This window comes from Pantoea pleuroti (genome assembly GCF_014156615.1).
GTDB classification, from domain to species: domain Bacteria; phylum Pseudomonadota; class Gammaproteobacteria; order Enterobacterales; family Enterobacteriaceae; genus Pantoea; species Pantoea agglomerans.
The window spans coordinates 4,403-16,832 of sequence record NZ_SBFD01000002.1 but is presented as its reverse complement, the minus strand read 5'-3'; the positions used below and the strand labels follow the sequence as shown (position 1 = coordinate 16,832).

Annotated in this window: 10 protein-coding genes; all 10 read left to right on the top strand. The window is 61.6% G+C overall.

Annotated features, from left to right (window positions below; all coding sequences use genetic code 11):
• The first annotated feature begins 63 nt into the window (after nt 1-63).
• Nucleotides 64-1,935, top strand: coding sequence for a type VI secretion system-associated FHA domain protein TagH (tagH, locus tag EPG66_RS04035; protein ID WP_083068322.1), 1,872 nt, complete (start codon nt 64-66; stop codon nt 1,933-1,935).
• On the top strand, nt 1,932-2,723 hold the full coding sequence (locus EPG66_RS04030; protein WP_010246078.1) for a PP2C family protein-serine/threonine phosphatase: 792 nt from the start codon (nt 1,932-1,934) through the stop codon (nt 2,721-2,723). The genes tagH and EPG66_RS04030 overlap by 4 nt, the downstream gene beginning before the upstream one ends.
• 10 nt (nt 2,724-2,733) lie before the next feature.
• Nucleotides 2,734-3,708 carry a hypothetical protein gene (locus EPG66_RS04025; protein ID WP_064704479.1) on the top strand — a complete coding sequence of 325 codons (975 nt, stop codon included), beginning with the start codon at nt 2,734-2,736 and terminating at the stop codon, nt 3,706-3,708.
• A gap of 16 nt (nt 3,709-3,724) precedes the next feature.
• Complete coding sequence (locus tag EPG66_RS04020) at nt 3,725-4,552, top strand: type VI secretion system accessory protein TagJ (RefSeq protein WP_163637200.1); 828 nt, start codon at nt 3,725-3,727, stop codon at nt 4,550-4,552.
• Nucleotides 4,542-5,117: a type VI secretion system baseplate subunit TssE gene (gene tssE / locus EPG66_RS04015; protein ID WP_086905646.1), complete on the top strand. Its 576-nt coding sequence runs from the start codon at nt 4,542-4,544 to the stop codon at nt 5,115-5,117. Before EPG66_RS04020 ends, tssE begins: the two co-directional genes overlap by 11 nt.
• Before the next feature lie 2 nt (nt 5,118-5,119).
• Entirely contained in the window at nt 5,120-6,991 is a 1,872-nt protein-coding gene (gene tssF, locus EPG66_RS04010) for a type VI secretion system baseplate subunit TssF (protein ID WP_010669908.1), read from the top strand.
• Nucleotides 6,988-8,034, top strand: a complete 1,047-nt coding sequence (tssG, locus tag EPG66_RS04005) for a type VI secretion system baseplate subunit TssG (protein WP_137228663.1) — start codon at nt 6,988-6,990, stop codon at nt 8,032-8,034. The genes tssF and tssG overlap by 4 nt, the downstream gene beginning before the upstream one ends.
• 54 nt (nt 8,035-8,088) lie before the next feature.
• Entirely contained in the window at nt 8,089-10,698 is a 2,610-nt protein-coding gene (gene tssH, locus EPG66_RS04000) for a type VI secretion system ATPase TssH (RefSeq protein ID WP_182686048.1), read from the top strand.
• A 27-nt stretch (nt 10,699-10,725) separates the two neighbouring features.
• A complete protein-coding gene (locus EPG66_RS03995; RefSeq protein ID WP_083068311.1) occupies nt 10,726-12,231 on the top strand; it encodes a serine/threonine protein kinase in 1,506 nt (501 codons plus the stop codon).
• A gap of 16 nt (nt 12,232-12,247) precedes the next feature.
• A partial coding sequence (locus tag EPG66_RS22850) for a hypothetical protein (RefSeq protein WP_156311576.1) occupies nt 12,248-12,430 on the top strand: 183 nt, incomplete at its 3' end.

Here is a 12,430-nt window from a genome sequence, read left to right as displayed (position 1 = left end):
CCCGCGCCTTTCCCCGAGAGGTGCGCGGTATAGATGCCGAACCGCTAACCGCAGGAATCCGTTATGCGCTTTACGATAATAACGACTAAACCCGGCCAACAGCCGCCGCAAACTCATTGTGATTTCTTTCCGCCTGGCGGCACCATTGGTCGTGGTGTGGATAATAATCTGGTGCTGCCGGATGACGATCGCACACTCTCCCGCCTGCAGGCGATTGTGCACATCACGGCAAATGGCGAATGTCGCCTGACCAACCGTGGCAATGTGACGCGCGTGTTACTCAACGATATTCCGCTGGAACGCGGACGTCAGGTTGAGCTGCAGGATGGAGACATACTGGGCATTGATGATTACCAATTGCTGGTCAGCGATCTCAACAGTGCGCAGCAGCCGCAGAGTGAAAGAGCCGTTCCGCGTCCTGAGCCGGTGCAGCCCGTAGCACCCGTCCGCGAACCGTCAGCGGAAAAAGCCAGCACCACCGCCGCCATTCCCAGCGAAATCTGGGACAGCCTGGCGAAGGAGTTTTCGATTTCGGACGATCTCTCTAAACGCAAAGCTGCGCCAGAGATGCCCGAGGCCCATCCGCTGACCGCGCCCGCTCGTCCTGACCGAAATCCGGAAGATCCGCTGGCTCAGCTGATTAACGACGCGCCGCTGGATTATGGGCAGCAGCCAAAAAACAGCAGCCTGTTTGATGAAGGCGATGCGCTGTTCGGACAGCAGAGTATTTTTGACGACCGGACGCCAAGCACGCTGTCTGCTCAGCAGAACACGGCACCACAGCAGGCTGAAACGCCTGCCGCTGAACTTGATCCGCTGAGCCTGTTTGACGGCGAGAGCAGCACGGATGCACGCAACCATGATGATCCGCTGGGTCTGATGATGGGCAACGCGGTGCCGCTGGCCCAGCCGGAGCTGACGACGCCGAAACCGGCCACGTTGCATGTGCCACCTCAACCGGTGGCAAAAACTGAGCCGATGGCCGCACGTTCATCGGAGCAGGATCCCGCCAGCCTGACCGACATGGATCACTCACCGCTGTTCAGATTCGACGAATCACAGCATGAGACTCACAGCCAGCCTCACCCTGAGGCACAGCAGCAGTCGCCGCTGATTGACGAGGCGCTGCCCGGCCAGTCTGACGCGATAAATCCACAGATCGACTACGGCGGAATTACGCTGCCCACGCCGCAGGCGGTACAGCGTACGCCATCCCCGACGCCGAAAGGGCGGTTGCGCATCGATCCCGTTGCTTCCGGTCGCCACCATGCCGCCGCTGCGCACCCGACGACACCCAGCGAAAGCAGCGGTGATGCCCTTAAAGGCGAACTGCTGGATGCGTTGCTGGAGGGAATGGGTCTGCGCGACCTGCAGCCGACGCCGCAATTTGACCGTGAGCAGATGCTGCAATTCGGGCAGATGCTGAGCATGTTTTCGCAGGGTACGGTGGCGCTACTCTCTTCGCGTTCGATCCTCAAGCGCGGGGTGAAGGCAGACATGACGGTAATCCTCGACGACGCCAACAACCCGTTCAAGCTACTGCCTTCGGGCAAAACCGTCTTAATGCAGATGTTTGGCAGCCGGATGCCGGGCTTTATGCCGCCGCGTCAGGCTGTGCGTGATGCGCTGATCGATCTGCAGGCGCACCAGCTGGGCATGATCGCCGGTATCCGCGCCATCATCGCCTCAATGCTGCAATCCTTTAACCCGGAGCAGTTGGAGGAGGAGGCGCGTCAGGCGGGATCGGTATCACGTATCGGCCTGCCGGGCAGCCGTAAAGCGGCGCTCTGGGAGCATTTTGTTGAGCGCTACGGCGAGACGGCGGGCGAGATTGAAGATGATTTCCACACCCTGTTTGGCGAAGCGTTCCTGCACGCCTATGACCTGGAAGTTAATCAGTACAAAGACTCACAAACCCACACGGATGACGCATGAATATCACTATTGCCTCGACGTCGAATCAGGGCGATCGCGCCAGTAACCAGGATCAGATCGGTGATGTCATCGGTAAGCGCTCGGCCTGCTTTGTGGTCTGCGACGGTGTAGCCGGATTTCCCGGCGGGGACATCGCGGCATCGATAGCCCGTAGCAGCCTGCTGCAGTCGTTTGATGGCGATGCGCATCTCAATGCGCAGTCGATTCGTAACTACGTCAATCAGGCGAATCACGCCATCCGCCAGCAGCAGAAAGCCAGCAGCGAACACAGCCGGATGGGCACCACGCTGGTCAGCCTGTTCATCGACCGCGACTACCATCTGGCCTGCTGGGCCCATGCAGGCGACAGCCGCCTCTATCTGTTCCGTCGCGGCTATCTCTATCTGGTCACCACCGACCACAGCCTGGTGCAGCAGATGAAAGATGCCGGACATCGCACCGAAGGCATCAACAGCAATCTGCTCTATTTTGCGCTGGGAATGGGCGATGAGCAGCGCGACGCCAGCTACAGCGAGGTGGTCGGGATTGAAGATGGCGACGCCTTTTTACTCTGCACCGATGGTTTCTGGCACGGCGTGACGCTGGAACAGATGCAGCAGTCGCTGCACATGGTGAATACGCCGGAAGAGTGGCTGACGCTGATGCAGCAAATCATCAGGAACGATCAGCCGGATCAGGGGCAGCAGGATAATTTCAGCGCGCTGGCCGTCTGGATTGGATCACCTCAGGACACCACCTTGCTGCACTCGCTCTCTGAAGCGGCGCAGTTCTTCCCTCTGCGAGATTGAGAACGCCAACATGAAATATGGATTACTGGGTCTGGCTGCGCTGCTGCTCAGCACGCACGCTTATGCTGAAAACTATCGCATCGTACAGTCCCCGGCACAGAAACTGGATGTCTGGATTGATGACGTAAAAAACAATCAGCTGTCGAGCTGGTGTAACAGCACCATTAACCTGCGCATCGTCACTCTGGGCGAAAAAAACGCCGCGGTGCTGAAAGATTTTCTGCCCCGCGTTGCCGGACTGATGGCGTCGCAGTGTAAACCGCTGCAACAGTTGCACTGGCAACTGACCGATGCGCAGGGGAGTGAAATTGCTACTGGCAGCGCCGCCCGTGCGCAGCAGTGGAAAACCGTGGTGACGCCGCCCGCGACTCAGCCGGTCCAGCCGACGGCTACGGCGGTCCCCGCAGACGCATTGCGCAACGCCGCTCAGGCCGACACGTCGCCGTGGCTGCAATTCAGTCTGCTGGACGGCTGCCATTTCCGTACCTGGTGGCAGCACCCGGCACAGGGCAGCGCGCTGTTTGTTCCGGCAAATCAGGGGCTGATCTGTGGTTCGGATGGCTGGCTAAGCGGACACAGCCGCCTGACGCAACAGGGTAACGGCGCTCCTGCGGCAGTCGGCGTGACTTTCCTGCAGGGTTTTCCGGTGATGGGGCTGAGCAATCAGTCGCCCACTGCCGAACTGCATATCACCACGGTCAACAGTGAACGCATGGTGCTGAGCAATGAAAAATCCCCGGATAGCTGGCTGATTCTGCCATTCAGCAACCGCTTTAACGGCTGGCAGGCAACGCGTCAGGTGGTGGTGCAGATGCCCGTCAGCGAAGCCGCCGATCAGAGTGCGCTGCAGGCGCGTCTGCAGGAAGTCCGTAAAGTCTGGTCGCCGTGGATCAGCGGCGATGCCGCACTGAGCGTGCAGCTGGTGGAAAAACTCCATCCTGAACTGAAAGATCCCGCCGCTGCGGTCTACCGCACCCTTAACTGACGCAAAAGGAGTTTGCATGGAATCCTTACAACACCGTCTGGCCAGCGCCACCCTCAGCGAGACGCTCGCTGACGTGACCCGCCAGATTCAGGCGAATCCGGCGAATGCTGACCTGCGGGCCGCCTTTGTGCAACTGCTCTGTCTTTCCGGCAACTGGGCGCGCGCGCAGACGCAGCTGCAATCCTGGCTGGCGTTAAGCCCGCAGGCGCAACCGACAGTTAATCTGCTGCAACAGGCGATCGCCGGTGAATTACAGCGTGACGCGGTGCTGCGTGGCGAGGCCGGGCCGGTGCTGCCGGGCAGCGCCTGGCACTGGTGCGACACACTGCTGGCCGCCTTGCAGGCCGAGGTAGCGGGTGATGTCGCGCGCGGCAGCACGCTGCGGGCTGAAGCGCTTGAGCTCGCGGCTGCCAATCCTGGCACCGCGACGCAGCAGGATCAGCCCACCGCATTCAGCTGGCTGATGGATGGCGACAGCCGTTTCGGGCCGGTGTGTGAAGTCATCAGTCAGGGCCGTTATTACTGGATCCCGTTTGCCGCTATTCGTGAGATGCAGTTTCAGGCACCCGCCAGCGTCACCGATCTGGTGTGGCGTCACACGCGTGTGCAGCTGGTTGATGGCAGCGAGCAGGTGTGCCAGATTCCGGCGCGCTATCCGCTGCTGGCGGCATCTGACGAACGTTTTCTGCGCGCCAGCGTCACCGAATGGCAGCCGCTGGGCGACGATCCGGACCAGTTCATCGGCCAGGGGCAAAAAATGTGGCTCAGTGACAGCGCGGAATTTTCGCTGCTGAGCCTGCAGCAGGTCGCGTTTGACAGCGTTGAGTCCGCCGATGAGCCATGATTCAGGCGCGCAAAACGACGGCTATGCCCAGCTGCATGGAGGCTTTCGCGCGCGTAAAAAACGTGATGCGTTAACCGCCCGCGACAAGCTGCAATCCTCGCTGCTGGATCGCCTGACCGACAACGCGCCGGATAAACAGCAGGAAGCGGACAACAGCATGCTGATCACTCACAGCACCCTGCGCCGCCACGTACTGCGCGATCTGCAGTGGCTGTTCAACACCATCAACAACGAAGCGCAGCAGGATCTCAGCGGCTTTGATCACGTGCAGCGCTCGGTCTGGAACTTCGGTGTGTCACCGCTGGCCGGGCAGAACGTCTCCGATATCGAATGGCAGGATATGCAGCGCAAAATGACCAACGCCATTCTGCACTTCGAGCCGCGCATCCTGCCGCAGGGTTTACAGGTGCGCTGCGTCAGCGATCTCGGCTCGCTCAGCCTGCACAACGTGCTGTCGATTGAGATCAAAGGGCGGCTCTGGTGCGTGCCTTATCCGCTGGCGTTTCTGTTCCGCACTCAGGTTGATCTGGAGAGCGGTCATTTCGAACTACAGGATGCAGGGTAATCATGGACAGCAATCTGCTCGACTATTACAACCGTGAACTCGCCTACCTGCGTGAGATGGGGGCCGAGTTCGCTGCGCGCTACCCTAAAGTGGCAGGACGTCTTGGCATGCGCGGCATTGACGTGGCGGACCCCTATGTCGAGCGGCTGATGGAAGGTTTTGCCTTCCTGACGTCGCGCGTGCAGCTGAAGATGGATGCGGAGTTTCCGCGTTTCTCGCAACGTCTGCTGGAGATGATTGCGCCATCCTATCTCTCGCCAACGCCGTCAATGGCGATCGCTCAGCTGACGCCGGACAGCCGCAAAGGCGACATCACCCAGGGCTTTCGCGTACCGCGCGGCACCATGATGGAGAGCCAGAACCTGAAAAAAACCGGGGTGACCTGCAGCTACACCACCGCACACGATGTGGTGCTGCATCCGCTGCGCATCAGCGAAGCCAGTCTCGGCGGCGTGCCCGGCGATCTGCCCTCTGGCGAGCTGAAACTCGGCGGTCTGGGCGCGGTCAGTGCGCTGCGTATCCGCATCAGCTGCGAAGGGATCTCCTCGCTCAGTCAGCTCAGCGTGGACGATTTGATGCTGTTTCTCAGCGGCCCGGATATCCAGGCGCTGAAACTGCTGGAATTGCTGATGCAGCACCGGGTGGGCATCGTGCTGCAGTCGGTTGAGAAGCGGCCACAGCGTCAGGTGCTGACGGACGACGCCCTGCAGCAGCAGGGCTTTGCGCCGGAGCAGGCGCTGCTGCCGGACGATCTGCGCAACTTTGACGGCTATCGTCTGTTGCAGGAGTATTTCGCCTTTCCGGCACGCTTCCAGTTTATCAGCCTGAGCCAGCTGGCCCCGTTTCTGCGCCGCTGCGACAACGCCATGGCGTTCGATATCATCATTCTGCTCGACAAAGCGGACAGCGCGCTGGAAAGCGTGGTCGATCACAGCCATCTGGCGCTGCACTGCACGCCCGTCATCAATCTGTTTCCGAAAACTGCCGAGCGCCTGAAGGTCAGCGACAGCCAGCATGAATATCATCTGGTGGTCGATAACATCCGGCCGCTGGATTATGAGGTGCACTCGGTACAGCGGCTGTTCGCTACTGTAGAGGGCAAGCGGGAAGAGCAGGTCTTCCGTCCGTTCTGGAGCACCTTCAGCGGTGACCAGGGCGATTACGGCGCCTATTTTTCACTGCGCCGCGAACAGCGCACGCTGTCCGAGCAGGCGCAGCGCTACGGCACGCGCACGGGCTATATCGGTTCAGAAGTCTTTCTGTCGCTGGTGGATGAGCATCACGCGCCGTGGCACGACGAGGTGCGCTATCTCTCCGCCGACGTGATGTGCACCAGTCGCGATCTGCCGCTGATGCTGCAGCAGGATCAGGGCAACTTTGTGATGCCGGACTCCATTCCGGTATCGGAGCTGAAGCTGTGCAAAGGGCCGACGCCTCCGCGTCCGGCGCTGGCCGAGGGACTTTCCGCGTGGCGGCTGATCAGCCATCTGCAGATGAACTACCTCAGCCTGATGGACAGCAGCGACGGAGAAGGCGCGGCGGCGCTGCGCCAGCTGCTGAGCCTATACGCCAACCTGGCGGAAGCGCCGGTCGCACGTCAGATTGACGGCATCCGACACTGTACGCTCAGCGCGGTCAACCGCCGCGTGCCGGAGCCGGGTCCGGTGGTGTTTGCGCGCGGCGTCAGCATCACGCTGGAAGTGGATGAGCAGGCGTTTTCGGGTGCCAGCCCGTGGCTGTTTGGCAGCGTGCTGGAGCGGGTCTGTGGCCGCCTTGTGGCGCTCAACAGCTTCACGGAGTTCACCCTGAACAGCCAGCAGCGCGGAGAAGTGGGCTACTGGCCGCCGCGCATGGGCCGGAAAGCGCTGATATGAGTGGCGAAAAGGTGATTTCGCTGCCCCGGCTCACCCGTCTGCCGGATGATTTCTGGCAGCGGGTGATGGCCGCGCCGTGGCGTTACGATCTGTTCCAGCTGCTGCGGCGGCTGGATGCGCAGGGCGGTCAGCGCTATCCGCTGGGCCGTGCGCCGCTGCCGAAGTTCGAATCGGTGCGCATCGGTCAGACACCGTCACTGGCGTTTGCACCCGCCACCGTCGCCAGCGCCACGCCGCGTGACGAAGCGGGACGTCATGAGCTCTCCATCTACAGCTTCGGCCTGTTTGGCCCCAACGGCCCGCTGCCGACCCATCTGACCGAATATGTGCATGAACGTATCGTGCATCATCAGGATCACAGCCTGTCGGCGTTTGCTGACCTGTTTCACCATCGCGCTACGCTGCTTTTTTATCGTGCCTGGGCCGATGCGCAACCGACCGTGTCGCTGGATCGCCCCGACGACAGTCGCTTCCTGAACTATCTCGCCTGCCTGGCCGGCATCGGCTTACCGGCCCAGCAGCAGGCCAGCTCGCTCAGCCTCCATGCCCGACTGATGCTGGTGGGCCACCTCAGCCGTCACGGCCACGACGCCGAAGGGCTGGTGCGCATTCTGCGCCACTACTTTGGCGTGCCGGTCAGGCTGACGCAGAACCTGCCGCACTGGCTGACGCTGGACAGTCGCGATCAGGCCCGACTGGGCGCGGGACGCCATATGCCCCGGCTGGGCGCCTCTGCATTTCTCGGCGTGGCGGTGCGAGATGTGCAGCACCGTTTTCGCCTGCACCTGGGACCGCTCAGCGCCGCGCAGTATGCCCGTTTTCTGCCGGATGCCCCCGGCGCGCGTGAAGTACGCGACTGGGTGCGTCACTACCTCGGCATCGAAATGCAGTGGGATCTCAGCCTGATCCTGGCCGCTGACGAGGTGCAGGGTGTGGCGCTGGGTGGAGATGCCCGACTCGGCTATACCAGCTGGCTGGGGCATGCGCCGCAGCCGCAAGATCGTGAAGATTTTATGTTTGAGGTTGAGGCTGCTTCGCGCTAGCCCAGCCGCTTTCCCTGTTACACAGCCTGCGTCTTTCATTGAAGAGAGCCCCCTATGTCAGAAATCAGCCGTGCCGTGCTATTCGGCAAACTGGATACGCTGTTATTTACCTCGCTGGAAAGCGCCACCGCCTTTTGCAAACTGCGCGGCAATCCCTATGTCGAACTGGTGCACTGGCTGCATCAGCTGATGCAGCAGCAGGATGGTGACTTACAGCAGGTCATCACACATTTTTCACTGGATGAAAAGGCCCTGACTCAGGACATCGTTGCCGCGCTGGATCGTCTGCCGCGCGGTGCCAGTGCGGTCTCCGACCTCTCCGAGCATATCGACAGCGCCGTTGAACGGGCGTGGGTTTATGCCTCGCTGAAATATGGCGCGACCCGCATTCGCGGCGGGCATCTGCTGATCGGCATGCTGAAAACCTTCAACCTGGCCAGCGTGCTGAAAGGCATCTCCGGTCAGTTCAGCCGCGTCAACGCCGATGCGCTGCTGGCGGCGTTCGACACGCTGCTCGGCAACAGCAAAGAAGCGCAGCAGGCGCTGAGCGCACCGGCAGATGCTGGCGGCGCACCGCCCGCCGCCAGTGGCAGTACGCTGGCACAATATGCGCAGGACCTGACGGCGCGCGCCCGTGAAGGCCGTATCGATCCGGTGACCGGACGTGACGACGAAATCCGCCAGATGGTCGATATCCTGATGCGTCGCCGCCAGAACAACCCGTTGCTGACCGGCGAAGCGGGCGTCGGGAAAACCGCGGTGGTCGAAGGCCTTGCGCTGCGTATCGCGGCGGGCGATGTGCCTGCGCCGCTGCGCGATGTGCAGCTCTGGCTGCTGGACATCGGCATGCTGCAGGCGGGTGCCGGCATGAAAGGGGAGTTTGAAGCACGACTGCAGGCGCTGATCAATGAGGTGCAGTCCAGCCCGACGCCGATTGTGCTGTTTGTTGATGAGATCCACACCCTGGTCGGGGCAGGCGGTCAGCAGGGAACCGGTGATGCCGCCAACCTGCTGAAACCGGCGCTGGCGCGTGGACAGTTGCGCACCATCGGCGCGACCACCTGGGCCGAATACAAAAAGTACATTGAGAAAGATCCGGCGCTGACCCGTCGCTTCCAGACCGTGCAGGTGCAGGAGCCGGATGAAGCCAAAGCGATTCTGATGCTGCGCAGCACCGTCAGCGCGCTGGAGAAACATCATCGGGTGCTGCTGCTGGATGATGCGGTCAGTGCGGCGGTAAAACTGTCGCATCGCTACATTCCGGCGCGCCAGCTGCCCGATAAAGCGGTGGCGCTGCTGGATACCGCCTGCGCCCGTGTAGCGGTCAGTCAGGGTGCGCAGCCCGCGGCGCTGGAAGATTGTCTGCACCGTCTGGCGGCGCTGGAGATTGAAGCAGAGATCATCGAACGCGAAATCCGGGTGGGCCTGGGCGACGCCACCCGCCAGCAGGCGATTACCGCGCAGCGCATTGCGCTGGAAGCCGAGCGGGATGCGCTGCAACAGCGCTGGCTGCAGGAGCGCGAACTGGTCGAGACGCTGATTGCGTTGCGCGCCCGCTGTGTGACAGAAGAGGATGCGGCGCTGCGTGAACAGCGCGATGCGACGCAGCAGCAGCTTACTGCGCTGCAGGGCGACACGCCGCTGCTGTTTGCCGCCGTCGATGCAGGCGTGGTGGCTGCCGTGGTGTCGGACTGGACCGGCATTCCGCTGGGCAGAATGGTGAAGAATGAGATCGACGCGGTGCTGAATCTGGCCGACACCCTGAACCAGCGGGTCATCGGCCAGCGTCACGGTCTGGATCTGATCGCCAGACGGGTACGCACCTCGCGCGCGCGCCTTGATAATCCCAACAAGCCGGTCGGTGTGTTTATGCTGTGCGGCCCTTCCGGTGTGGGTAAAACCGAGACCGCGCTGGCGCTGGCCGAGTCGCTGTACGGCGGCGAGCAGAACATCATCACCATCAACATGAGTGAGTTTCAGGAGGCGCACACCGTCTCGACGCTGAAAGGCGCACCGCCGGGCTACGTCGGCTACGGCGAAGGCGGCGTGCTGACCGAAGCCGTTCGCCGTCGCCCCTACAGTGTGGTGCTGCTGGATGAGATTGAGAAAGCCCATCCGGATGTGCATGAACTCTTCTTCCAGGTGTTTGATAAAGGCTGGATGGAGGATGGCGAAGGCCGCCATATCGATTTCCGCAACACCATCATCATTCTGACCTCGAACGTCGGCACGCAGTTGATCAGCGCGATGTGCGCCGATCCTGAACTGATGCCCGATCCCGACGCCCTGAGCACCGCGCTGCGTAAGCCGTTGCTGGAGGTTTTCCCGCCTGCGCTGCTCGGCCGCCTGCTGGTGGTGCCGTATTACCCGCTCAGCGACGCGATGCTGGCGGAGATTGTGCGGTTGCAGCTGGCGCGCATTGTGCGTCGTCTGGCCGAGAACCACGGCATTGAGGCACAGATCGACGAGTCAGTGGTGAGCCAGATTGTGCAGCGCTGCACCGAAGTCGAGTCGGGCGGTCGCATGGTGGATGCCATTCTCACCAACACGCTGTTGCCACAGATGAGCCAGATCCTGCTGAGCGCCCACGCCCGCGATGAACGCTATCGCCGCGTCGATGTGCGTTGTGAGCAGGGTGAATTTGTCTGCCAGTTCGCGGTTTAAAGCCTGGCTATCAGAGAGTAATTGAATATGTCGGAACATGATCAACCCCTGAATGTCCCCAACGCCTTGCCGCTGGGTTACCGCTTCAATGAGTTTGAAATCAAAGAGGTCATCGGCGGTGGCGGCTTTGGCATCGTCTATCGCGCCTGGGATCACCAGCTGGAACGTGATATCGCCATCAAAGAGTTTATGCCCGCCTCGCTGGCAGTGCGCAGCGATGACCTGAATCTGGTGCTGCGCAGCGAGCGGTTCAGCAAAACCTTTCACGCCGGACTGAACAGCTTTATTCAGGAGGCGCGGCTGCTGGCGCGCTTTAATCATCCCAACCTGCTGCACGTGCTGCGTTTCTGGGTGCAGAACGACACCGCCTATATGGGCACGGTGTTCTACAGCGGCACCACGCTCTCGAACTTCAGCGAACGCAATCCGCAGTCGGTGAATGAGGCCTGGATCCGTCGCATGTTGCCACCGCTGCTGGGCGCGATCAAAACCATCCATGAAGCGGGTTATCTGCATCGCGATATTTCCCTGGATAACGTCCAGATCCAGAGCAGCGGCGAGCCGATCCTGCTGGACTTTGGGTCGGCGCGTAAAACCATCGGCAATCTGTCGGATGAGAGCGAGACGATGCTGCGTCCCGGCTATGCGCCGATTGAGCAGTACAGCGACAACGACGAGAGCGAGCAGGGCGCGTGGACCGATATCTACGCACTGGGCGCGGTGCTGCATACCCTGATTACCGGTACGCCGCCGCCGGTCAGCGTGGTGCGCAGCATCGAAGATAACTATCAGCCGCTGGTGCAGCGTCGTCTGGCAGGCTACTCGACTGCGCTGCTGAGCGCCGTCGATCGCGCGCTGGCGCTGAAACCGGAAGATCGTCCGCAGAGCATTGATGATTTTGCTGCGCTGATGGCGCTGCCGGAACGTGAACCGGAACCGCTGCTTAGCGCAAAAATCAGCGGACCGGGCACCATGCTGGTGCCGATTGAAGAAGAAGAGGAGGTGATCAAACCCGCCTCGAAACTGAAAACGCTGCTGGGGCACCGTTTTGCACTGCCGGGCCTGGTTGCCGCTGGCGTGCTGGTCGGCCTGGGCGCCGGTCTGCTGATGTCACGCGGTAACGAACAGACACCGCCGGCTGAGACCGCGCAAAACGACGCGCCTGCCGTCACCGTCGCGCCGGTTAACCAGCCGGTTGCCGCGCCACCAACCCAGGCTGACGCCTCACCGGATACGGTTGCCAGCACTCCGGCTCAGACGTCTGAGCCCGCGCAGACCGCCGCGCGTGAACCCGATCCACAACCGGCACCACCGCCCGCTCCGGTCGCCCAGGTCTATATCCGTCTGCAGCAGGGTGAACGCGTTCAGGTGAACGGTCAGCCGCAGGCGCTGGTGCCGGCGGTGAATGGCTTCGCCACGCTGCAACTGGCACCGGGCAACTACACCTTTGCCATCAGCGGCCAGAGTGGCACCCGCGAACAAACGCTGAACATCAGTGAAGAAGGTGTCTGGTTGCTCGATCCACACAGTTAATAGTCAGGGATTACTTATGTTCTCACGCATTACTGCACAGCTGCCGGCGGACGGCCTGCTGTTCCATACGCTTAAGGGCACCGAGACGCTGTCCCGCCCTTTTGTGCTCACCGCTGAACTGCTGGCCACCGACGCGCGCATCGACCGCCACGCCCTGCTGGGGAAGCCGGTGACGTTTACGCTGCCGACCGATGGCCTT

Excerpts from the sequence above, each read along its gene's own strand:
- EPG66_RS04020 (WP_163637200.1), top strand. The coding sequence starts at position 3,725 with ATGGAATCCTTACAACACCGTCTGGCCAGCGCCACCCTCAGCGAGACG.
- tssE (WP_086905646.1), top strand. The coding sequence starts at position 4,542 with ATGAGCCATGATTCAGGCGCGCAAAACGACGGCTATGCCCAGCTGCAT.
- EPG66_RS04030 (WP_010246078.1), top strand. The coding sequence starts at position 1,932 with ATGAATATCACTATTGCCTCGACGTCGAATCAGGGCGATCGCGCCAGT.
- tssF (WP_010669908.1), top strand. The coding sequence starts at position 5,120 with ATGGACAGCAATCTGCTCGACTATTACAACCGTGAACTCGCCTACCTG.
- tssH (WP_182686048.1), top strand. The coding sequence starts at position 8,089 with ATGTCAGAAATCAGCCGTGCCGTGCTATTCGGCAAACTGGATACGCTG.
- EPG66_RS03995 (WP_083068311.1), top strand. The coding sequence starts at position 10,726 with ATGTCGGAACATGATCAACCCCTGAATGTCCCCAACGCCTTGCCGCTG.
- tssG (WP_137228663.1), top strand. The coding sequence starts at position 6,988 with ATGAGTGGCGAAAAGGTGATTTCGCTGCCCCGGCTCACCCGTCTGCCG.
- EPG66_RS04025 (WP_064704479.1), top strand. The coding sequence starts at position 2,734 with ATGAAATATGGATTACTGGGTCTGGCTGCGCTGCTGCTCAGCACGCAC.
- tagH (WP_083068322.1), top strand. The coding sequence starts at position 64 with ATGCGCTTTACGATAATAACGACTAAACCCGGCCAACAGCCGCCGCAA.